Source organism: Microbulbifer sp. CAU 1566, assembly GCF_023156515.1.
Taxonomy (GTDB): Bacteria; Pseudomonadota; Gammaproteobacteria; order Pseudomonadales; family Cellvibrionaceae; genus Microbulbifer.
Map to the genome: position 1 here is coordinate 98,191 of NZ_JALNMG010000006.1, position 23,244 is coordinate 121,434.

The following is a 23,244-nucleotide window of genomic DNA, read 5'->3' on the forward strand; positions in this document are numbered from 1 at the left end:
TAGTAGTCGTGGCTCAATGTTTCTCCGGAGCATGCTTTTCCGGCGGGCCGCATTACATCATTTTCTTAAAAAAACGCATGATGGGAAAAATAATGAAAATCAAAAGAGCAACGGTCAAACGCCGGCTGCTGTTGACGGCCGCGTGCCTGTTGGCGCAACCAGTGATTATTGCCACTGCCCAGGCGCAAACAGCGCCGATATGGGCGGATGAATTTGATGGTGAGCGGATCAACCGCGATATCTGGACCTTCAATACCGGTGGCGATGGCAACGGCAATGGCGAGCTACAGTACTATACCGCCTCGCAGAATAACGCCTACCTGGAAGACGGCAACCTGGTCATCGAAGCCAAGCGGGAAGCCTACGAAGGTAAGGAATTCACCTCGGCACGCCTGCACACCAACGGACGTATGAGTTTCAAATACGGCACCCTGGAAGCGCGTATCAAGTTGCCGAAGCTGGACAATGGCCTGTGGCCGGCGTTCTGGATGCTGGGAGATAACTTCGGTGTCGACGGTTGGCCAAAATCCGGTGAAATCGACATCATGGAAGCGGGGTTCAAGTCCGCCATTGACGACGGCACCGTGAACAATGCGGTTTCCGGCGCGCTGCACTGGTGGCACGAGACCGGCGACTGGAGTGACTGGCTACAGGCAGATCACGCCGCCGATGTGCTGCTGGACACGACCGTTTACGAGCAGTACCACACCTACAAACTGGACTGGACGCCGTCGGAAATCGTGATTTCCGTGGACGACACCCAGATCCTGACCATGGATATTACCGACCCCAACCTGTCGGAATTCCGCGATAACCCCAACCATATCCTGCTCAACCTCGCTGTGGGCGGCTGGAATTTTGTCGAGATTGAAGACCCGGCGCTGATTACTGCGGATTTTCCGGCAAAAATGCTGGTGGACTATGTTCGCCTTTATGCCAATGAGTACACCGAACTGGAAGTGGCGAGTGACAGCTACTATCGCGGTGACTTCGGCATCATGACCGAGACTCATCCGGTACTGGATGAGTTCAACTGGGGCGACAAAGCCAACCTGTACATCTGGAACAACATGACCACCGTGGCGACAACGCCGGCCGAAGGCAGTGCTGCTTTGTCTTACTCGGTCGCCGCCGGCGACTGGTGGGGCATGGGTCTGTTGCACAAAGATTACAACATGCGCAATTACGCGCATGGCTATCTCCACTTCGATGCCAAGGTGAATTCCAACGTGGCGATCGAAGTGAACCTGGCCAGTACTGCCGGTGGTGATGCCAAGGTCACCCTGGCCGAAGGTGGTGACCAATATGGTCTGGAGCGGGATGGCGAGTGGCACCACGTAGCAATCCCCATGTCCAAATTCGGCGGCCTGGACCTGGAAACCATCAAGACCTTCTTCAGTGTGTCCGGTCCCGGTGCCGCGGAAGATTTTGAAATTGCCTTCGACAATATTTACCTGACCGAAAGTGTAGCCCTGGAAGCGCCGGAGTACGGCAGCTACGGTATTTATACCGAAACCAGTGCAAATATGGATGCCGGCAACTTCGGCTTCGGTGTCAACGGCGACCTTTTTATCTGGGATGAAACCCTGACGCTGAACACTGGAGATACCCGTGAGGGTAACTCTGCACTGAACCTGACCTCTACCGGCAAAGGCTGGTTTGGTCTCGGCCTGACCGCGCGGGAAGGTTTCAATCTCACCGCCTTTGACAACAGCAACGCCAAGCTGCATTTCTCCATGAAAACCAGCGATCAGACCGATTTCCGAATCGGCCTGAAAGGTGGCAACGTGGATGGTATTGGCCAGGTGTGGATCGACTTCAAACCCGGCAACGATCCCTACGGCTTTACCCGTGATGGCCAGTGGCACGACATTGTCATTCCCATGAGTGCGCTGGCGGCGGATCTCGACCTGTTCGATATGCGCCAGGTATTCCAGGTGCTGGGCTTTGGCGAAATTGCCGATCTCTCCATCGACAATATTTATATTTCCGGTGGCGAACAGGCCAAGGATCCGGGTACCGATGGCGAAGTGGTCAACCGTGCGCCCATGGCCGCAGTAAAACCTTCGGTAATGGGTGGGCCTGCCGGCACAACCGTTACGCTGGACGGTAGCCAGTCTTCCGACGTTAACGGTGATGCGCTGACCTACAGCTGGGATTTCGGTGACGGTACTACCGGGACCGGTGCAACCGTGGCACACACCTACGCGGATAACGGTAGCTATCGTGTGGTTCTCACCGTTAACGATGGTCAGGCCACCGATACGGCCGTAACCAATATTTTCATCGACGACAATTACGGCTCCGCGAAAAGCAGCAAGCGCGGGTTGGGCTATGGCCATCACTCGGTGGAAGACTTCGAGGTCATGTCCCAGGGTATTTCCTGGTGGTACAACTGGAGCCACGCCCCGGATGTGCAGATCGCGGATATTTACCAGAACTATGGGGTAGAGTTTGTACCCATGGCCTGGAACGGTGCCTTCGATGACCAGGCCATGCGCGCCTACATCGCCGCCCACCCGGATGTGAAATATATCCTCGCGTTCAACGAGCCGAACTTTATTGATCAGGCCAGCATGACGCCGTCTCAGGCAGCGGCCGAGTGGCCGCGCCTGGAAGCCATTGCCGACGAGTTTGATCTGGATATCGTCAGTGTGGCGATGAACTTCTGCGGCAACTGTGTGACCGAAAACGGTACTACCTATTACGATCCCATCGATTACTTCGATGACTTCTTCGCCGCCTGTCCGGACTGTCGTGTGGATGCCATGTCCATTCACGCCTATATGCCGGTGGTGGGTGCCATCGAGTGGTATGTGGATCTGTTCAAGAAGTACAACCGCCCGATCTGGCTGACCGAGTTTTCCGCCTGGGAAGACACCACGACGGAAGCCGAGCAGCAGCAGTTCCTGATTCAGACCGTGGACTACCTGGAAAATGATCCGGACGTAACCCGCTATGCCTGGTTCACCGGTCGCCGCAACGGTCATCCCTATAACGGTCTGTTCGACTACCGTCAGTCCGGTGTGCTCACCGAGCTCGGCAATATCTATGTGAATATGCCGGTACACGGCGCGGCGAGTGTGCACAACCTGCCGAAGAAAGTGCAGGCCGAAGCTTACGGCACCATGAGTGCGGTGCGCGTGGATAAAACCACCGATAGCAGCGGCTTCCTGGATATTACCGAAACCGCGGCAGATAGCTGGGTGGAATACAACCTGGTGGGCGCGGCAGGCAATGCCGAGTTGAAACTGCGCGTAGCCGCGGAAGTGGCAACCAGTATCGAGGTTCTGGTCGATGGCGTCAGCCAGGGCACGGTTGCAGTAGCGGCTACCGCCGGCGCTTGGGATACCCTGACCACCAATGTGAACCTGAAAGACGGCGCGCAAACACTGCGTCTGGTATTTGGCGGTGCGGTGCAGCTCAACTGGCTGGATATCGGTGGCGAAACCGTTGATCCGGAACCGGAGCCGACTGGAAACCTGGCGCTGGGTAAAAACGCGACGGTTTCCTCCATGGAAAACGGAGACCTCAGCGGCGCCGCAGCGGTCGACGGCGATATGGGTACTCGCTGGTCCAGTGCCTGGAGTGATCCGCAGTGGATTTCTGTCGATCTCGGCAGTGTATCCACCATCGACAGCGTGGTGCTGAAATGGGAAGCGGCCTACGGACGCGCCTATGAAGTACAGGTTTCCAATGATGGACAAAACTGGAACACCGTTGCCACGGTAACCGACAGCGATGGTGGTGAAGACCTGGTTTCCGGCCTGAATGCCAGTGGCCAGCATGTTCGGGTGTTTATCACCGAACGCGCGACCGGCTGGGGCGCCTCCCTGTGGGAGCTGGAAGTGTACGGTAGCGGCGGTCCAGTTATTGAACCTCCCTGCTGCGAGCCGCAGCCCGGTGGCGACCTGGCTCTGAACAAGTCAGCAACCGCGTCTTCTGCGGAAGGTAACTACTGGTTTGCCGACTACGCGGTGGACGGCGACAGCGGTACCCGCTGGGCGTCGGACTTCAGTGATGACCAGTGGTTACAGGTGGATCTTGGTGCTGTCTACAGTCTCAGTCAGGTAGTACTGAACTGGGAAGGTGCCTACGGCAAGATCTACGAAATCCAGGTGTCCGATGACGGAAGCAACTGGACCACGGCTGCCAGTGTCAGCAATGGCGATGGCGGTGTCGACCAGCTGAATCTCAATGCCAATTCCAGTGGCCGCTATGTGCGGATGCAGGGCATCGAGCGCGGCACCGGCTACGGTTATTCCCTGTGGAGTTTTGAGGTCTATTGATCTCGATGATTTGAAGCGCCGGCGCTGCACCCTACCCAGAAGGGGATGGCGCCGGTGGTTCAAAAAAACCAGCGGGTAATGTTAATCCTGCGCTGACCCTGCATTTCAGCGCATGCCGCGAGGCTGCCTTCTTTCAGATAGAAGCCTGCCGCAGTTCCCGGTACCCGCTGTTCTCTTTTTCCTGTTATTTCGTTTGCTTGCATTTTTATGGCTGCTTTTGGCGGACAGGATTTTTGCGCGCGCGAAAAACAGGATTTATCAACACGCAATGCGAGAGAAAACATGAACCGAAAAATAATTCAGCATCCGCTTGCCCGCGGGGTTGCATTGGCGGCTAGTCTTGCTGCTGGCAATGCCGCCGCGCAGACATTGATCTGGTCGGATGAATTCAACAGCGGCAGTCTCGATGAGACAGTGTGGAATATCGAAACCGGGACCGGGATCAACGGTAACTGGGGTACGGGACAGTTGGACCGCGCCACCGAGCGCCCGGAAAACCTGAATTTTATCAATGGCGTACCCGGTGCCGATGGGGGTGTCCTGTCGATCACCACCCGCAACGAATCCTATATCGATCGTGATTACACCTCCGGTCGTATCAATACACAGGGTAAGGTGGCCTTTGGTCCCGGCCACAAAATCGAGGCGCGGGTATGGCCGCGGGATGTGCGTTACCAGGGGCAGGGATTTGCTTTCTGGATGATGCCCAACGAAATTCCCTCGGGGTTCGACTACCTGATGTGGCCGCAGGGTGGCGAGGTCGACATCATGGAGTATGTCGGTTCCATTCCCTACCACAACCTCGCCACGGTGCATTACGCCTGGTTCTGGGAAAACAATGAATACCAGGACTGGAACCATGGCCACCTGGGTGGCTACTACAGCTTCAAAGATCAGCAGGGGCCGGATGAACCGGAGTGGATTGCGGTGGACCTGGGACAGAGCATGTCCTTCGATCAGGTGGTACTGCACTGGGAAGGCGCCTACGGCAAAAGCTACAAAATTCAGGTGTCTGACGACAACATTAACTGGAGCGATGTTTACGCAACCAGTAATGGCGATGGCGGAACGGACACATTGAATCTCAATGGCAGCGGTCGCTACGTGCGTATGTACGGCACCGAGCGCGCCACCGAGTGGAGCTATTCGCTGTTCGAATTTGAAGTCTTCACCGGCGGGGTTAATCAGGCCTACGGTAAACCAGTGACGACCTCGAGTAGCCAGGCCAGCGATCTCGCCGGTGCCAACGCGGTGGACGGCGAGTACAGCACACGCTGGAGTTCCAACCTGCGCAATCCCGGCTACGGTGGCTACCCGCCCCTGGCCGGAGATCCCAGTGCCGGCAGTAGCGGTTTCCATACCTACGGTATCAACTGGTACCAGAATCGCATCGAATTTTATGTGGATGACAATGTGTATCACATCCACTACCTGAACGATGGCGATGCCTATGCGCTGGACGGCAACGACGAGGCGCACACCCAGAAAATCGATGGCCGCCGGGTGTATGTCTCGGAATATTCCAATCACTTTGACGAGTGGCACCCGTTCGAGCGGCAGATGTATCTCATCCTTTCCGCCGGTGTCGGTGGTCCAAGCGGCTACACCTATGGCGGCGGCATAGTCCCGGAAGCGCAGTTCCCGGTATCGGTGCTGGTGGACTGGGTGCGGGTTTACCAGATCGATGACGATGGCGAGTCTACCCTGCCGGATCCGGAGCCTAATCCCGATCCGGACCCTCAAGAGAATCTGGCATTGGGCAAGGCCGCCACTGCATCCTCGAGCGAAAGTGAAGCCATGAACGCGACGGCCGCGGTCGACGGTAATAGTGAAACCCGTTGGGCCAGTGCCTGGAATGACGGTGAATGGCTTGCGGTGGATCTCGGGGCCAACTACACCATCGACCAGGTGTTGCTGGAATGGGAAGCCGCCTTCGCCTCGGGCTATCAGGTGCAGGTGTCCGGCGATGGCCAGAGCTGGCAGACGGTGCGCACCGTGGTCGATGGCGACGGTGGTCAGGATGTGATTGCGAACCTGAATGCCAGTGGGCGCCACCTGCGGATTCTGGTGGATCAGCGCGGTACCGGTTATGGCGCATCTCTGTGGGAGCTGGAAGTTTATGGCGATAGTGGTTCACCGGTAGATTCCAGCGTGGACAAGGCGGCAGGAAAACCGGTCGCGGCATCGTCTGTTGAGGGGAATTACTGGTTTGCGGAATACGCGGTAGACGGTAATCCGGGTACCCGCTGGGCCAGTGACGACAGCGACCCTCAGTGGATCAGTGTGGATCTTGGCGCGGTGGAGCCTCTCAGCAAAGTAGTACTCGATTGGGAAGCGGCCTTCGGCAAAAGCTACCAGGTGCAGCTCTCCAATGACGGTGTCAATTGGGTAACGGCCGCCAGCGTTTCCAACGGCGATGGCGGTGTGGATGAAATTGCGATCAGTGGCAGTGGTCGCTATGTGCGCATCTTCGGCACCGAACGCGGCACCGGCTATGGCTATTCCCTTTGGCGCTTTGAGGTTTACTGAGCGTCGTTAAAATAAAAAAGGGCACCGAACGGAGTCGGTGCCCAAAACGCCTATCAAACTGCGTGGTAAAAATGGACGATCAGATGTGCTGATCCGTCGGGGAAATTGCTGTCGATCAGGGGATATTCGCTTTCTCGAATTCAGCCACATACAGCGGCGGGCGGTCGAGGAACTGAGCCCAGCGGGTATCGCCATCGAGATAGGTTTTCTGGAAGGCCAGTGCCAGTTGCCCTACGTAGCGGTTGGCATCTTCCGGACCACCCCAGACAAAGTGACCGGCGTTGGACGCTTCGTAAAACAGTTTCGGTACACCGTTGGGGATATTGCGGTATACCCCATCGCTTTGCCCAAGGCCGCCGAGATAAGTCGTATCCAGTGAGCCATTAAACAGAATCGTCGGGATACGGGTGTTGCGGCCACTGGAATCGCTGTCCACCGCGGTAAGGTTGTGGCCCGCGAAAGACATGGCGGTTTTCAGACCACTGTATTCTGCAGAGGTAATCCAGGTGGCGCCGCCACCCATGGACCAGCCGGTTGCACCAAAGCGGCTGGTATCCAGTTTGCCGCGCAGCGGGCTGCCGTAACGGGTATTTTCATCCTTCATCGCATCCAGTACGTCCTGCTGCTGATCTGCGCGGGAGTCTACGCTGTCGTAGATGGTGCGACTGTCCATGGTGACCAGAACTATGCCGTGTGAGGCAAAGAAGGGGCCCCAGTCGCGGTACATGATCTGGGTGCCGGTGTAGGGCGGGGTGAACACCAGCAGGGAGTAGGGCGGCGCGGCATCGGTGGGGTAGTAAACGGTGGCACCGCCGGGCGTAGAGAAGGCGGGCATGCTATAGCTGTCGTAACGGAAAGGACCGTTGTCACTGTAGCTCCCTGGTGTGTCTTCATAGCGACAGATGGCATCGGAAGGACAGCTTTGTGCCTGTGCGGTGGTGCCGGAAAAAATACCGCCCAGGATTATGCCCAGTGCCGGCAGCAGGGATTTTATCCGCTGGTTTTTCATCATTACTTTTTTCATCACTATCGTATTTGCCTCAATTGATTGGATTTATTCTCGGCCGAATTCAACCTGGCCCCTGTGGCCATAAAAAACTGCGTTATGACAAACAGCGCTCTCGGATACAGTGCTCTTGTAAATTGTTGTATGAGTTGGCGTGCCGCGAGCTGGGTCAGATTAGGTTGTGATGCCCCTGGCCAGAAAGCACATAAAGCACCAAAAAGCCGCGTTAAGGTCCTCTGCTGTCACACTGGCGTTGAATCCATTGCGTTACTGTATGAAATTCTCTTGCGCAGACATTTCGGATCAGCGATTTTTATCCGGTCGCTATTCGCGAATTATTTTTCGATTACCTGAAGGGTAACTGTGTGAAATTTTTTATTACCTGTGCGGTTATTGTATTTATTGCGGCTGTTGTGATTGCCGCGGGCTTTGTCGGTGATGCGGCCGAGTCAGAAATTGCGATAGATAGTGCTGCGGCAGTGAATCAGGCGCTTGCTGCAGAGTCGCAAGCGATTGTGCAACCGGATGCACCGGCGGCCGCAGGGGAAGTGGCAGTGGCGAATACCGTGGATGCCGTGGCGGCAGTCGAGGCACAAATAGAGCCGGCAGACGTCCCGTTTGACACGCTGCCTGTTTACGATGCACTACTGGCCCTGAATTTTTCTGCCGACGACTCCCTGCTGCTTGACCGCAATACCCTCGCCGCGTTGCAGGCAATGGAAGCCGCACTGGGGCCGGACGCGGATGCTGACGCCGTCGCTCAGTTACGCCAGCTGTTGGAAGAAGCGCTGCCAGCGGGTATCGCTCTGCAGCTAATGGAATTGACCAGTCAGTATTCCGCCTATCGCCGCGCCGAGCTGGATGTGCGCGCGGCCTTATCACCGCACACAGCTGACCCGATGCAGGGCTATGACCAGCTAGTGGCCTTGCGGCGGACATACCTGGGGGAAGAGGCGGCGGGCAAACTGTTTGCGGAAGAAGAGGCGCAATTGCCCTACATGACCTCGGCCTTTGCGGTGGCCCGGGATGAAAATCTCACGCAGGAGGCGCGCCGGGCGCGTTTGTCGGAGCTGCAGGCGGCCTTCAATGATACCGCCAGCCGGATGGATTCCCCCCTGGCAAAACAGGTGCTGGCTGCGCGGGTGGCGAGAATGCGGGCAGGAGGTGCCAGCGAGGAGGAAATCTTTGCCCTGCGCAATCGCCTGCTGGGCAGTGCCGAGGCCCAGCGCCTGGCGGAAGCAGATCAGGCCACCGGGGTGGCTCGCTGATCAGCTGTTGGGGGGCGTGATGAGGTTACTGGCGCGACGGGTGTTACTGGGTGTCGGACTGAGACTGGGCAGCCAGCGCCTGCTTGCGAAACTCGGTGGGTGACATTCCGACAAGTCGACTGAAAAAGCGGTGGAAAGCCGATTTGCTGTTGAAGCCGGATTCCAGCAGTACGTCCAGCACCGTCATATCGGCCTTTTCCGGGTCCGACAGCAGCGTTTTGGCGGCTTCCACCCGGTAGCTGTTTACATACTCGAAGAAGTTGGTGCCGAAGTGCTTGTTGATCACCGCGGAGACCTCTTTTGCGGGCAGGTCTATGCGGTCTGAAAACTGTTCCAGGTTGAGGTTTTTCTTCAGGTAGATCCGGTCTTCCTCCATCGCCGTGCGCACCTTGGCAATGGCTGGCTCGGAGGGTTCCTCCTCGCTGGCGGTTTCCCGAGTCTCTTCTTTTGGCTGGGTCACCAGCAATTGGTGGGCGTAGGTCAGGCTGTAGGCAAAGAAAGCATTGATCAGGATGAAGGTCAGGTAATTGTCGGCGATGCCCATATAGTCGGCGACGATATCGCTGGAGAACTTTGCCACCACATGCACCAGCATGGTCCATGTCCAGGAAATACAGACCCCCCAGGCCAGGGAGAAGAGCCAGTGCAGCTCGACTTCGGAGTAGTGGGAATACTCGTCTTTCAGGGCGTGGCGGTAGCGGCGGATCTGCAGCAGGGCGGCAATCGCATAGATGAATGGCACCAGCGAGGCCAAGTCCCAGATAAATTCGATGGCGGTAGCGGGAAGCGTCTGCCCGGTATCCGGAACGTGCCGCAGGTCGCTGCTGGATATCCCGAAAATTGCGATGCACATCAGCACCAGTAGTGCGGGAAGCAGGTGCAGCGCCTGGCGCCGATTGAGTGCCAGTTTCTGCTGGGTCAGGGAGCACACATACAGGTAGATCGCCGGGCCTTTCAGCAGCAAGGCGGCAAACAGCAGGTAGGGCAGCAGGGTCTGCTCAAACCAGGGTGCCAGGGAAAACTGGTCGTTCCACAACAGCAGGGTACAGCCGGAAGCCGTGGCGATAATCAGCAGGAATGCGGTGAGCAGCCTTCCATCGTGGCGGGCACGGGTCGGCAGTATCGACTGGAACACCGCCAACAGCAGGCATTCCGCCGCGGTCATCAGTAGAACCACGTCGTGGATATTGAATATGTATTGTTTCATTGGGCCATCGCAGGTCGGGATTTTTTCGTTTTTATGTTTTTATCGCTCTTATGCGAGGCAGTATAAGAGAAATCCCCGGGGGGGAGGAGATCTGGCGGCGACCATCCGTACAGATACAGCTCCCGCTTGTGGTGTGAGGCAAAGTGATACCGCCCAGTTTGCGGATTTTCAGAAAGTGGGGCGACCGGTGCACCCCGCGGGCGCACACTGGTTCCATCGATTGTTTGCGCAGTGGCGGGCGCAGTTGGGGGTTTCCCCTTATGGGTTTCTCTCAGAGGTTTCCCTGCGAACGCCGCGGTGTGGTCACTCGACATCATCTCTCTTCTCCCGCTAGTGGGTCCTTTCTCGTCGACCTCCCGTAAATTAGCTGGACCGGCAGGTTACTCCTGCCGGCATTTTTTTGTGTATGGAATCAAGCTTGCGGACTGGTCAGTCGCCACTTTCCCCTGCCGGCGCCTCCTCCCCCCAACTTTGTGACCGGAACCGGCGGGGAGGGCTGGAGTTTTTGTCGGCAAATCATTACCTTATACCGCCATTTTTTCAGGGGTTGTGCCGGGTCGCCGAGGTCGGCGGTACAGGCCATCCATAAGGAACGTGTTAAGGAAAGCGCCATGACTAGAATCGTCGCGGACATCGGCGGCACCAACGCCCGCTTCGCCATTGCCCATCCGCATCAGGGGGGCTACCGGCTGGAAGCTATTCATGTGGTGAATTGCGCCAAATTTGGGGATTTTTACTCCGCGCTTGGTCAATGGCTCGAAACGCTTGAGTGCGAGCGCCCCAAGCAGGCCTGTATAGCGGTTGCCGGGCCGGTGAAAAAGACACCGCAAGGTGGCCAGGTCACCATGACCAATCTGGGTTGGGATATCCGCGCCGAGGAGCTGTGCGCGCGATTTGCACTGGAGCGCGCTCTGGTGGTCAATGATTTTGCGGCGCTGGCGCTGTCCTTGCCGCGCCTGCAGGCGGAAGACAAGTGGGCCCTGCGGGACGTGCCGTCTGAGACTAACGGCTGCATGGCGGTACTCGGCCCGGGTACCGGACTCGGGGTGGCCGCCATCATCCACGAAGCCGGCGCCTACCGGGTGGTACCGGGGGAGGGCGGGCACGCCAACCTGTCCGCCGGCAGTGAGCGCGAGCTGGAGTTGCTGCAGATCCTGGCCCGCGAACAGATGCCGGTTTACAACGAGTATGTGCTGAGTGGCGGCGGCCTGGTCAACCTGTACCGGGCGGTATGCGCACTGCACGGCCGCCCGGCAGAAGATCTCACGCCCCCGGATGTCAGCAGCCGCGGTCTGGATGGCTCCGACCCGCTGTGCCGCGAAACCCTGATCGACTTCCTCAACTTCCTCGGCAGTGCCGCTGGTGATGCGGCTCTCTACTATGTGGCCCGCGGCGGCATTTTCCTGGGTGGCGGCGTGCTGCCGCGGATCGAGTCCCTGTTGCCGGAGAGTCAGTTCGAGCAGCGTTTCACCAATAAAGGCCGCCTGAGCGAATGGTTGCAGGGCGTGCGCGTTGAGGTGCTCAAGGCCGGTTACCCCGCGTTGATCGGCGCTGCGGCCTGGCTGGAGCGCTGAGGCGCCCCCCGGCTGGCTCCCCCTCTTTTTTGATCGACTTCTCCCCAGTTACAGGCTGAACATTTTTTGTTCAGCCTGTATAATTCCGCGCTTGGTGTACGACTGCGGGCCTCTCCTCCTCTACGGCCCTCAGCTTCTCCCCCCTCCTCCCCCCTTGGGGGTGGAGGATATGGACTTCGGGTAGGCCTAGGATGGCATTACTCACCATAACGATAAGTCCAAGGGAGAAGATGATGAGTCTGACTAACAAACGTTTCCGGCCGGCGCTGCTATCAGCGGCCATCGCCGCGTCCGTCACTTCCATGGGAGTGTTCGCTCAGGAAGAAGGCAACACTAGCCTGGAAGAAATTACCGTTACCGGTTTCCGCAAGAGTCTGCAGGACTCCATCGACACCAAGCGCGATGCCAAGGGCGTAGTCGAGGCAATCTCTGCTGAAGATATCGGCAAACTGCCGGACTCTTCCATTGCAGAGTCTCTTTCCCGTCTGCCGGGCCTGGCTGCCCAGCGTCTGGACGGTCGCGCCAGCAGGGTGTCCATCCGCGGTTTTGGTGAAAACGAAAGTGCCACTACCTTCAATGGCCGCGAGCAGGTTTCCATTGGCGATAACCGCGGTGTGGAATTCGATCTCTACCCCTCCGAGATCATGGCCGGTGTCACCGTATACAAAACGCCGCAGGCGAGCCTGGAAGCCGAAGGTATTGCCGGCGTCATCGATATGCAGACCGTCAAGCCGCTGCAGCGCGGTGAGCGTGCCATCCAGTTCAATGCGCAGATGGAGCAGACCGGTTTTGACAAGCTGAACCCGGACGGTGAAGACCAGGGCCAGCGCGCCACCTTCTCTTATATCGACCAGTTCGCCAACGACACCGTGGGTGTGGCCTTTGCCTACAACACCATGAGCTCCCCCAGCCAGGAAGAGCGCTGGAATTCCTGGGGCTACCCGGAATTCGAAGTGGATGGCCAGAACTACTCCATCCTCGGCGGTGCCAAGCCGTTCGTGCGTTCCTCCGAGCTGAAGCGCGACAGCGCCATGCTGGTGGTTGAGCTGCAGCCCAACGAAAAACTGCACACCACTTTCGACGCGCTGTATGTGGACTTCAGCGATGAGAAGATTCTGCGCGGTATCGAAATCCCGTTTGCCTGGGGCCAGGGCGCCCTGTCTGCAGACTTCGCCGATGCCGACCCGGATTCCGGCTTCCTGACCAGCGCCAACACCGATGGCCAGCGCGTTGTAGTGCGTAACGACCTCGAAACCCGCGCTGCTGAAATGACTTCTTTTGGTGTTAACACCAAATACGATTTCACTGACAGCTTCCAGCTGGAATTCGATGCCAGCCACTCCAAGGTTGAGCGTGAAATCTGGAGCTTCGAGAGCTACTCCGGTACCGGCCGTGGCGACAGCGAAGGTGTTGCCGACAACCTGGGCTACACCTTCCGCCCGGGCAACACCGGTGCCCAGTTCTCCCACGAGCTGGACTACAGCGACTACAACCTGATTCAGCTGGGAGGCCCGCTGACCTGGGGTTGGAGTGCGGCTCTGAACGACAAGTACAACCTGGCGGGCACCCCCTACGAAAATGCCGCCCAGGATGGCTTCCTGAATGCACCGGAAATTGACGATGAGCTGACCCAGTTGAAGCTGGCGGCGACCCAGTTGGTTGAACTGGGCCCGGTCAATGAAATTTCCTACGGTATTTCCTACCGCGATCGCGAAAAAGTAAAACGCTCCCAGGGCTACTACATGACCCTGGCGAACTTCGACGGCACTGCAGAAAACAGCACCATGATCGTGCCGGAAGAGTACCGTCTGGGTAGCGTTTCCCTCGACTTTATCGGCATGGGCGACATGATTGCCTATGACGCAGCGGGCATGCTGCGCGACGGTCTCTACGACCTGACCGACGAAGCGCTGACCGGTATTCAGCACCTGACCAAGTCCTACAGCGTCAGCGAAACCGTGACCTCCGCCTTCGCCCAGGCCGGCTTCGAAAGTGAAGTGGCAGGCCTGGCGCTGACCGGTAACTTCGGCGCGCGCTATGTGTACACCGAGCAGCAGTCCCAGGGCTTCGGTGGCCAGGTTATCAATGGCCTGGTGGTTGCAGAAGAAACCGACCTGAGCCACGACTACGGCCACTTCCTGCCCAGCCTGAACATGGCACTGGCACTGACCGAAGATCAGACCCTGCGCTTCGGTGCGGCGAAAACCATTTCCCGCGCGCGCATGGACCAGATGAACGCGTCTGTGGAAATGACCTACAGCCAGACCCCGGATGCCAACGGCAACCATTGGAACATCAGCGGTGGTAACCCGCTGCTGGAGCCGAAAGAAGCGGTTGGTGTAGACCTCTCCTACGAGAACTACTTCAGCGAAGAAGGTTACTTCTCCGTGGCGCTGTTCTGGAAAGACCTGAAGCAGTGGCACTTCGACGGTAACTACGAAGTGGATCTGGCAGGTGTTGCTGATCCGGCTACCGGCGTAGTCCCGGAAAATGCCTCTGCAACGGCTTACGGCAAGATCAATGGCGGTGGCGGCACTCTGCAGGGCTACGAACTGGCGGTAACCCTGCCGTTCAACATGTTCCACGAGAGCTTGGACGGATTCGGTGTTCTGGCGAGCCACACCGGTATTTCTTCCGATGTCGAAGATCCGAACGGTAACGAGTACGAACTGCCGGGCCTGTCTGACAGCATCCAGACCATGACTGCCTACTACGACAATTACGGCTTCTCCGCTCGCGTCAGCATGCGTAAGCGCGATGAGTTCAAGGGCGACGTCTACGGCCTGGGCTTCGACACCGTACAGGTGGACGTAATGGGTGAAACCATCGTCGATGCCCAGATCGGCTACGACTTTGCCGAGTCCAACATCAACGGTCTGGAAGGTCTGTCTGTATTCCTGCAGGGCCAGAACCTCACCGATGAGCCGTTCACCACTCTGAGTGGCGACAATAGTCTCCAGGTTCGCGACTACCAGAGCTACGGCAAGACCTACTTGCTGGGCTTCAGCTACAAGCTGTAAGCGCGACTGAGTTGTCTCTGTGGCCCCTGTGATCTCGATTGCAGGGGCCTTTTTTGTTTTTATACGGGAGTTACTGGCAGGGAAAGCGAGAAGTCATTTGAGAGAAGTCCTCAACGGGGGATATTTGTGAACAATAAAAAAATAAAGAAGTTAGTCATTCTTGGCGGTGGTACCGCGGGCTGGATGACAGCCGCCCTGGTTGCCCGCAGCATGCGCGAGACCGTCGACATTACCCTGGTGGAATCGGATCAGATTGGTACCGTGGGCGTCGGCGAAGCCACTATTCCGCCGATTCAGAATTTCAATCGCGCCCTGGGCATTGATGAACAGGAGTTTCTCAAGGCGACCAGGGGCACCATCAAGCTCGGAATCCAGTTTGAAAACTGGTCGCGGCCGGGCAGTAGCTACATGCATGCCTTCGGCAATATCGGCAAGAACTTCCCGTTCTGCGATTTCCACCACTACTGGCTGCGCGCCCGTGCCAATGGCGATACCAGCAGCCTGTGGGATTACTCGCTGAATTATCAGGCGGCAATAAATAACCGCTTTGCGCCGCTGGCCAATATACCCAACACCAATCTTCCCGGTATTGCTTACGCCTATCACTTTGACGCCGGGTTATATGCACAGTACCTGCGAACGTTCTGCGAGCAGCGTGGTGTGCAGCGCATCGAGGGCAAGGTCTGCGATGTGCGTCAGAACGAAAGTAACGGGGATCTGGAGAGCCTGTTGCTGGAAAACGGACAGACCGTAAAGGGAGACCTGTTCGTAGACTGCTCCGGGTTTGTGGGGCTGCTGATCGACAAAGTGTTGTGTAGTGAGTACGAGCGCTGGGACAAATGGCTTCCCTGCGATCGCGCGATGGCGGTACCCAGCAAGTCTGCTGAGCAGCTTGTTCCCTACACGCGGTCAATTGCCCACAGCGCCGGCTGGCAGTGGCAGATTCCCCTGCAACACCGCACGGGAAACGGCATGGTGTATTCGAGTGCGCACTGGAGTGACGAGCAAGCGCGCAACGCACTGTTGGCTAACCTGCCCGGTGAGGCTCTTGCGGAAGCCCGAATCATCCCGTTCAAAACCGGGCATCGCCGCGAACAGTGGAAAAACAATGTGGTTAGCCTGGGGTTGGCAAGCGGATTCCTGGAGCCACTGGAGAGCACATCCATTCACCTGGTGCAGTCCGCGGCAAGCCGCCTGATCAAGTGTTTCCCCCACAGGGGTATTCGCCCGGAGGAGGTGGCCGAGTTCAACCGCCAGTCGCGGATAGAAATGGAGCGCATCCGGGATTTCATTATCCTGCACTACAAAGCCAACCAGCGTCGCGACAGCGACTTCTGGCGTGACTGTGAAGAGATGGCAGTGCCTGACACCTTGAATGAAAAAATCGAGTTGTTCCGCAGTACTGGCAAGGTGTTTCGGGATTACGATGACCTGTTTACTGAGGTGGCATGGCAACAGGTATTGATCGGGCAGGGCGTGCTGCCAAAGGATCACCATGTCATCGCGGAAGGGCTGAGTGACGGACAATTAAATGATCTTATGCAGAGTCTGAAAACCCTGATACAGGGCACGGTTGCCCAGTTACCTACGCACGAAGCGTATTTAGCGGGGCCTAGACGCTGAGAATTCTGGAGTGGCATATCCCCTGATATGTCACTCTATTTAGTTGGTCGATGATTGATGTTAGTTCGTTAACCAGGAAGTCGACATAGATATCGTCTTGCCTGTAGAGGAGGGGCGAACTGATCTGAGAGGGGATATTTGTCACTTATGGCAGGTTCGCGCTAGTGGCGTCGGTCTGTGTGTTAGTCACGCTTTTATATATCTCTACCTGTATATACCTCTACCTCTATCTACATCCATCTATACGCGTCTCAAAGTTTCAATTTAATACTCTGTATATCCCATCATGGGCTGTATTCCTCTCGATATTGGCGATATATTTTTAAACCTATGTTGCCGGTTTATATTGCTCACTAGATATGTATCCCATGTGAACCTAAATATCGAATAATTAAAAGCTTTGGATGGCCTATGAAAAGGAATTCTCTACCCGGGTGCAAGCTGCTTGCACTTGCCATACTTACCTTCAATCTGGCTGCTTGTGGGGGCGGCGGTGGCGGTGGTTCCGAGGCCCCGACGCCTTCGCCTCAACCCACACCTCAATCGACACCCCAGCCGACGCCTGACCCTGAGCCAACCCCGGATGCGAGTGGTGTGATTGTCGACAGCCCCATCGCGAATCTTCACTATCTGACAACGTCCGGCATCGAAGGTACTACCGATAGCAGCGGGGCCTTCCAGTATGTCACTAGTGACAATATCGTTTTCTCGCTGGGTTCGCTCCAGTTCCCGGCAATCCCCGCCGCAAGTGCGGTCACTCCGCTCGAGTTATTTGCAGTAAAAGATATTCGAGATCCCAGGGTGGTGAATTTTATTCGCCTGGTACAAAGCCTGGATAGTGACGGTGATATCGATGAGCGTATCCAGCTGCGCGAAAATACAGCGGAAGTCATCAATTCATCGGGTCTTTCACTGGAGCATTTCAATCAGGACCCATTGATTTTTGAGACCAGTAATGAAATTACTGCGGTTCTTTCTGGGGCAGGGCTCGGCCAACTGGTTGACCTCGAAAGTGCAGTTACGCACTTCTCTGCCACCATGCAGAACTCAACCGATATCGATTCCGACCTCGATGGAACATCCAATGCAGACGATACCGATGACGACAATGACGGTATTGAAGATGCACATGATGCACAGCCCTACGACCAGGAAATAGGTGGGGATGCAGACCTGGATGGTGTCGACAACATTGAAGACGCCGACGACGACAATGACGGTGTCTTGGATTCTGAAGATGCGTTTCCCTATGACGCATCCGAGCAGCTGGATTCAGATGGTGACGGTGTTGGAAACAATGTTGATTCCGATGATGACAATGATGGGGTTGCCGATGGGCGGGACTCAGCCCCATTGGACCCGGAAGTTTCCGGTGATTTCGATGATGATGGTATCGACGATCTTCACGATTCGGATGATGACAACGATGGTGCGCAGGACGCGGTAGATGCTTTTCCCTACGACGAGACCGAGCAGCATGACACCGATGATGATGGTATTGGTGATAACGCTGACCCGGACGATGATAACGATGGTGTCGAGGATCAATATGACCAATATCCAAAAAGTGATCTGGCCAGCGGCGATCTCGATGGTGATGGTGAAGATAACATCGCCGACAGTGATGACGATGGAGATGGCGTAGAAGATACGGAAGATGCCTTCCCGTTCGACGCTGCAGAAACAGAAGACTGGGATGCAGACGGTATTGGTGATAACGGTGATCCGGATGATGATAACGACGGTGTTGTGGACCTGTACGATGCTTCACCGAACGACCCGGAACACAGCGGAGATTATGACAGCGATGGGTTAGACAGCATTGTTGACCCGGATGACGACAACGATGGTATTGAGGACGAGTCTGATCAGTTTCCGTTTGATGAGACGGAAAGTCGAGATTTTGATGGGGATGGCATAGGTAACAATGCCGACCCGGATGATGACAATGACGGTACTCCGGATTTTCTCGATGAGGCTCCTTTGGATCCACAGGTGACCGGTGACACCGACGGCGATGGCATTGATAACCTGTTCGACCCCGATGATGATAACGATGGTTATGTGGATAGCCAGGACAGCTTTCCACACGATGCCAGTGAGCATCGGGATTTTGATGGTGACACCATCGGTGATAATGCAGATGTTGATGATGACAACGACAACCTGCTGGACACCGAAGACAGGTTAAGTATCGTCGGCAACAAATCGGTTTACCTGCAGGAAGAGCCGATTGTATTGAAGGTCGAGGGATTTGATCCAAATTTTGAAAAGGCCCTGGATGAAGACGGCTGGCATGTTCAGTTTAATACTTATGATGTAAATAAGCCGGAGCGGGCTTTGTCAGAGTACTTTGCTGAGGGTGTGTACAACGCGAACTATGATTTGAGTACGGGTACTTGGAGGATTGAGTACTGGGCTCCACGTGTTCCAGGCAGCTACAAAACTGAAGTTGTTTTGTATTGCTCTATGTCACCAAGTTACTGCGAAGATACCTTTCCCTATCTGCAGGTAGAGCAGTTTATCTATTTTGAATCGACCTGTGAGGAACCGCCCTGTACTTATGAACTGGATGCTCCAACAGGTAGCTATGTAACCAACACCTACGAGCATTCTTCTGCGCCAAATTTCACTCAGAGAGCAAATGGCGAGCTGGTGGCTGTGTATAACGAGCTGGAAAATACCTATCTTGTTCATTCTGTGGATCAGGGTGCGACCTGGAGCGCTGTAGCGGTAGTACCTGAGAAGATCTCTGAAAATGCTGCCTTGATTGAAAATAGTGCGGGAAATTTATTGCTGCTGGGTCGATGTAGTTATAGAGAGCTTTGTATATATGAGACGAAAGATGGTAGTAGCTGGCTGAAGACAGAATTAACTGGCCTAACCAACTTTGCCGGCTGCGATCAGGATAGCTGTGATATTTATGACATACAGCTTGATTCAATGATCGAGAGTCTTGGGGGGCGGTATGTTGTCAGTTACTCAGTGCATGATTCGAGCAGTGCGGAAAGTCGATCGAAAGTGTATGTAACAACGAGCGGAGACTTTCAGAGTTGGACGGATCCCGTCCTGGTATCGGAAGGGGATGATCACAACATTGCCTCGCAGCTGATGCAGTCCAGCGATGAAAGTTACTATCTCAGCTATATTTCCTACTCGTCTGGCGGGGTGGTTGTGGCTGAATCCACGGACTTGCTCTCTTGGAATAATCGTTATTCCCTGGGCAGCTATGGTGGCTACAGCTATTCATTTCTCGTCGAGGTATCAGGGTTCAAACACCTTTTCTTCTCAAGTTGGGATGGGCTTTACCACAGCGAGCTATCGGCAGCGGGCTTCTCTGCCATCACCACGATTGCTGACGATATAAAATACCCCGGTGCAATGTTACTGCTCCAGAGTGGAAACATCGGATTGATCTATGACAAGGATCTGAACAACCAGCATGATGTTTTCTATCATGAGTTGGCTGTGCCAGACCTTTAGGAGTGAAAGGCGGACGCAAAAAAGGGGCTGATTTTCAGCCCCTTTTCTTTTCTTAAGCGGTATCGGTTTTAGTGCGCGGTGGTGGTAAAGGCGTTACACACCATTACATCCGTTTCCACAGAGCCGATGACCCGCTCGGCGGTATTGCCGCGCAGCAGTGAGCCGGTTTCTCCGTACTGGTTCAGGGTGCCCATCACCACCACATCGGCGTCGATCTCCTTGGCGATCTCGGCCACCACTTCGTTGGTGTAGCCCTGCTTAACGTGAATGCGGTCGGTGGGTACGCCGGTTTTTTGCGCCAGCTTGGCCAGGGCGCCGCGATCGGGATACAGCATGGAATCCAGGAAGGCATTCACCAGATGCAGCTCGGCACCGTAGACTTCGGCGATATAGCCTGCACGCTCGGTAATCTGGCGGTTGAGCTGGCGCTGCTGGGTGGTCTGGGCCTGGTAGTTGACGGTGGCCAGTACCACTTTGCGGCGGTCCTTGGCACCGGGGCGAATCAGTACCACTGGGCACTTGGCGTGCTTCAGTACCTGCCACTTGGACTCGGCAAAGGTAAAGCGGCGGCTGCTGGTACGCGCGTGCACCGGCAGGTAGATCATTTCCGCGTTGTAGCGCTTGGATTCCTGAATAATCGCGCCCTGCCAGTCACTGGACCAGCAGACGTTGATTTCAAACTCCACGCCGGCTTCTTCGATGGGCTTGCGGATCTGGTCGCGGAACCAGAACTCGTCGCGGAACAGGTGGTCGTTCACCGCGCGGGTGTCGACGGCTTCGCCATCCACGGCGACGAATACCGCGAGTTTGGGTTGTGGATTGCGCTCGCGGGCGGTGGCCAGGGCGCGCTCCAGCGCTACGTGGCGATCATCGTTGGGGTCTACTACCACGAATACGATGGGTTTTTCCTGCATGTTCACTCCTTCAAATTTGGAAATCTGGTCCCTAAGTTCTCTCATATAAGAGTCTCTCATTGAGAGTTCTCTCCGCATGCCACGTATCAGCGGACGTGAGCGGATGCCACCCTTTGTTCTGAATGCCTGAAATCGGCTTGTGGGTGGCCCCATGACTGGGAGGTCAAGCCTATCACCGGCCGCTGCTTTTTTCATCTACGCCCCACCCCGGGAGGATGAAAAGTTGGGGCCGGCGGGTACATTAGGCTGCAGTGATGACCGTTCGATAACGACCGAGAGAAGATAATGAGAAAAATGACCGGTTTGGCAGCCCTGATTTCCGCAGCGGCACTGACCATCACCGCCTGTTCCGACAGCGAGTCTGTTTCTGCAGCTGGCGCCCGGGAGAATACTCAGGCGGCCGCATCATCGCCGGAAATGGCGGCATCGGCATTGACCCAGGTCAAGCCGGGCGCGGTGGATCCTTTCTGGAACAATGCCACCATTTATTTCATGCTCCCTGACCGTTTCTACAACGGCAACCCGGACAATGACCTGTCCTACGGCCGCAAAAATGATGCAGCGTATATGCGCGGCTTCCTCGGTGGCGACCTGCGCGGCGTTATCCAGAAGCTCGAAGAAGGCTACTTCACCGACCTGGGGGTAGACGCCCTCTGGATGTCACCGGTGGTGGAAAACGTGCACGGCTTTGATGAAGGCGACAAGCGCACTTATGCCTTCCACGGCTACTGGCCAAAAGACTGGACCGCGGTGGATGCCAACTTCGGCAGCGAAGCGGATCTTGCAGAACTGATCGAGGTTGCACGCAGCAAAGGTGTGCGCATCCTGCTCGACGTCATCATCAACCACACAGGCCCGGTCACCAGTGAAGATCCACTGTGGCCAGCAGACTGGGTGCGTACCAATCCCCAGTGCGACTGGAGCAGTTTTGCCCAGAATGTCGAATGTGCCCTGACCGACAACCTGCCCGACATTCTCACCGAGAGCGAGAAACCTGTTGAGCTGCCAGCGCAGCTGACCGAGAAATGGCAGCGTGAAGGACGTCTGGACCAGGAAGTGGCAGAGCTGGATGCCTTCTTTGCCCGCACCGGCTATCCGCGCGCGCCGAAATACTACATCGTCAAATGGCTTACCGACTGGGTACGGGAGTACGGTGTGGATGGCTTCCGTGTGGATACCGTAAAACATGTTGAACCGGAAATCTGGGCGGTACTGAAAAAAGAAGCCAGCCTGGCGCTGGCAGAGTGGAAAGCCAAGCACCCGCAGAAGAAACTCGACGACCGCGAATTTTTTATGGTGGGTGAGGTATACCACTACGGTGTGAACAATTTCGCCAATAGCGATGGTCGCCTTTATGACTACGGCGATCGCAAGGTGGATTTCTTCAACTACGGTTTCGATAGCCTGATCAATATGGGCTTCGCGGCCCACGCCGGCCAGGATATGGAAAGTATCTTCAGTGAGTACTCCAGTATTCTCCACGGCGGTGCCCTGGAAGGCGTTTCGGTTCTGAATTACCTGGGCTCTCACGACGACCACGGTTCCTTCGATCGCGAACGCAAACAGGTCAAGAGTGCCGCACTGAAACTGATGCTGGCACCCGGTGCCGCGCAGATCTACTACGGGGATGAAATTGCCCGCCCGATGATTGATGAACAGGCCTACGGGGACGCGTCCATGCGTGTGCCCATGGACTGGAGCAGCATCGAACAGGCGAAAACCCGTGAAATTCTGAGTCACTGGCAAATGCTGGGACAGTTCCGCCAGTCGCACCTCGCCGTGGGTGCCGGTGTGCACCAGAAATTGAGTGAAGCGCCGTATATATTCTCGCGCTCGCTGGATGAAGACCGGGTAATGGTTGCGCTGGATATGCCGGCCGGTGAAAAAACCGTGAATGCCGGTGATGTCTTCGCCGAGGGTGCGCTGGTGAAGGATTACTACTCCGGTGCTGAATCCCGGGTTGAGAATGGCACCCTTCGGTTCGATACGAAGTTTGATACCCTGCTGCTGGGTACTAAAGATGCGCAACAGGTGAGTGCCCGTTAAACCGTTTTGAAAAATTATTGATCCGACCCCAGGCGTGATCGGTTCGATACTTGAGCAGCAGATGGCTGCGTGTGACCCCAACTTCTCTTTCTCGTCGAAAGACTTGCCGGTATCGGAAACCCCGATACCGGCTTTTTTTTGCCTGCCATTTCTTCCTGCCATTTTTTTCTACGATTTTTTCTTAAAAGTTTCGCTTGCTACCGTGCTGAACGCTGAGTTTTGTATGGCGCGGTGAAGTACTACGCCCTGGGGGAGGGGGAGGTAATACCCGGTAAACAGCGTAGG

The 23,244-nt window shown here is 56.1% G+C and carries 12 protein-coding genes; 8 read left to right on the plus strand and 4 right to left on the minus strand.

All coding sequences use genetic code 11. The annotated features are described in order from the left end of the window. Window positions 1-92: 92 nt before the first annotated feature. Window positions 93-4,289 (plus strand): glycosyl hydrolase, encoded by a 4,197-nt coding sequence (locus M0G74_RS15030; protein WP_248219207.1) that lies wholly within the window; start codon window positions 93-95, stop codon window positions 4,287-4,289. Between the two features lie 59 nt (window positions 4,290-4,348). On the opposite strand, the gene M0G74_RS15035 is transcribed toward M0G74_RS15030, so the two are convergent. After that, entirely contained in the window at window positions 4,349-4,492 is a 144-nt protein-coding gene (locus M0G74_RS15035; RefSeq protein ID WP_248219208.1) for a hypothetical protein, read from the minus strand. Between the two features lie 79 nt (window positions 4,493-4,571). Here M0G74_RS15035 and M0G74_RS15040 point away from each other — a divergent pair, with 79 nt between their 5' ends. After that, complete coding sequence (locus tag M0G74_RS15040) at window positions 4,572-6,818, plus strand: discoidin domain-containing protein (protein ID WP_248219209.1); 2,247 nt, start codon at window positions 4,572-4,574, stop codon at window positions 6,816-6,818. Window positions 6,819-6,933: 115 nt separating this feature from the next. Here M0G74_RS15040 and M0G74_RS15045 read toward each other — a convergent pair whose 3' ends face one another. After that, the gene (locus tag M0G74_RS15045; RefSeq protein WP_248219210.1) at window positions 6,934-7,842 is read right to left on the minus strand and encodes a hypothetical protein; all 909 of its coding nucleotides are present in this window, start codon (window positions 7,840-7,842) and stop codon (window positions 6,934-6,936) included. Between the two features lie 347 nt (window positions 7,843-8,189). Here M0G74_RS15045 and M0G74_RS18400 point away from each other — a divergent pair, with 347 nt between their 5' ends. Then, complete coding sequence (locus M0G74_RS18400; protein WP_248219211.1) at window positions 8,190-9,092, plus strand: lipase secretion chaperone; 903 nt, start codon at window positions 8,190-8,192, stop codon at window positions 9,090-9,092. A 43-nt stretch (window positions 9,093-9,135) separates the two neighbouring features. Here M0G74_RS18400 and M0G74_RS15055 read toward each other — a convergent pair whose 3' ends face one another. Continuing rightward, the gene (locus tag M0G74_RS15055) at window positions 9,136-10,299 is read right to left on the minus strand and encodes an AraC family transcriptional regulator (RefSeq protein WP_248219212.1); all 1,164 of its coding nucleotides are present in this window, start codon (window positions 10,297-10,299) and stop codon (window positions 9,136-9,138) included. Between the two features lie 611 nt (window positions 10,300-10,910). Between M0G74_RS15055 and glk the strand changes: the two genes are divergently transcribed. From glk to M0G74_RS15075, 4 genes are all read left to right on the plus strand, one after another. Beyond that, on the plus strand, window positions 10,911-11,873 hold the full coding sequence (gene glk / locus M0G74_RS15060) for a glucokinase (protein WP_160154678.1): 963 nt from the start codon (window positions 10,911-10,913) through the stop codon (window positions 11,871-11,873). Between the two features lie 233 nt (window positions 11,874-12,106). Continuing rightward, complete coding sequence (locus M0G74_RS15065; RefSeq protein WP_248219213.1) at window positions 12,107-14,893, plus strand: TonB-dependent receptor; 2,787 nt, start codon at window positions 12,107-12,109, stop codon at window positions 14,891-14,893. 126 nt (window positions 14,894-15,019) lie between these two features. Further along, on the plus strand, window positions 15,020-16,516 hold the full coding sequence (locus tag M0G74_RS15070) for a tryptophan halogenase family protein (protein WP_348983717.1): 1,497 nt from the start codon (window positions 15,020-15,022) through the stop codon (window positions 16,514-16,516). Window positions 16,517-16,927: 411 nt separating this feature from the next. Beyond that, a complete protein-coding gene (locus tag M0G74_RS15075; RefSeq protein ID WP_248219549.1) occupies window positions 16,928-19,999 on the plus strand; it encodes a hypothetical protein in 3,072 nt (1,023 codons plus the stop codon). Window positions 20,000-20,067: 68 nt separating this feature from the next. Here M0G74_RS15075 and M0G74_RS15080 read toward each other — a convergent pair whose 3' ends face one another. Then, window positions 20,068-20,913: a universal stress protein gene (locus M0G74_RS15080; protein ID WP_160154674.1), complete on the minus strand. Its 846-nt coding sequence runs from the start codon at window positions 20,911-20,913 to the stop codon at window positions 20,068-20,070. Window positions 20,914-21,198: 285 nt separating this feature from the next. On the opposite strand from M0G74_RS15080, the gene M0G74_RS15085 reads away from it, so the two are divergent. Then, entirely contained in the window at window positions 21,199-22,959 is a 1,761-nt protein-coding gene (locus M0G74_RS15085) for an alpha-amylase family glycosyl hydrolase (RefSeq protein WP_248219215.1), read from the plus strand. Window positions 22,960-23,244: the final 285 nt, after the last annotated feature.

Coding starts and splice junctions, on each gene's coding strand:
- M0G74_RS15030 (WP_248219207.1), top strand. CDS start 93: ATGAAAATCAAAAGAGCAACGGTCAAACGCCGGCTGCTGTTGACGGCC.
- M0G74_RS15035 (WP_248219208.1), bottom strand. CDS start 4,492: ATGCAAGCAAACGAAATAACAGGAAAAAGAGAACAGCGGGTACCGGGA.
- M0G74_RS15040 (WP_248219209.1), top strand. CDS start 4,572: ATGAACCGAAAAATAATTCAGCATCCGCTTGCCCGCGGGGTTGCATTG.
- M0G74_RS15045 (WP_248219210.1), bottom strand. CDS start 7,842: ATGAAAAAAGTAATGATGAAAAACCAGCGGATAAAATCCCTGCTGCCG.
- M0G74_RS15055 (WP_248219212.1), bottom strand. CDS start 10,299: ATGAAACAATACATATTCAATATCCACGACGTGGTTCTACTGATGACC.
- glk (WP_160154678.1), top strand. CDS start 10,911: ATGACTAGAATCGTCGCGGACATCGGCGGCACCAACGCCCGCTTCGCC.
- M0G74_RS15065 (WP_248219213.1), top strand. CDS start 12,107: ATGAGTCTGACTAACAAACGTTTCCGGCCGGCGCTGCTATCAGCGGCC.
- M0G74_RS15075 (WP_248219549.1), top strand. CDS start 16,928: ATGAAAAGGAATTCTCTACCCGGGTGCAAGCTGCTTGCACTTGCCATA.
- M0G74_RS15080 (WP_160154674.1), bottom strand. CDS start 20,913: ATGCAGGAAAAACCCATCGTATTCGTGGTAGTAGACCCCAACGATGAT.
- M0G74_RS15085 (WP_248219215.1), top strand. CDS start 21,199: ATGAGAAAAATGACCGGTTTGGCAGCCCTGATTTCCGCAGCGGCACTG.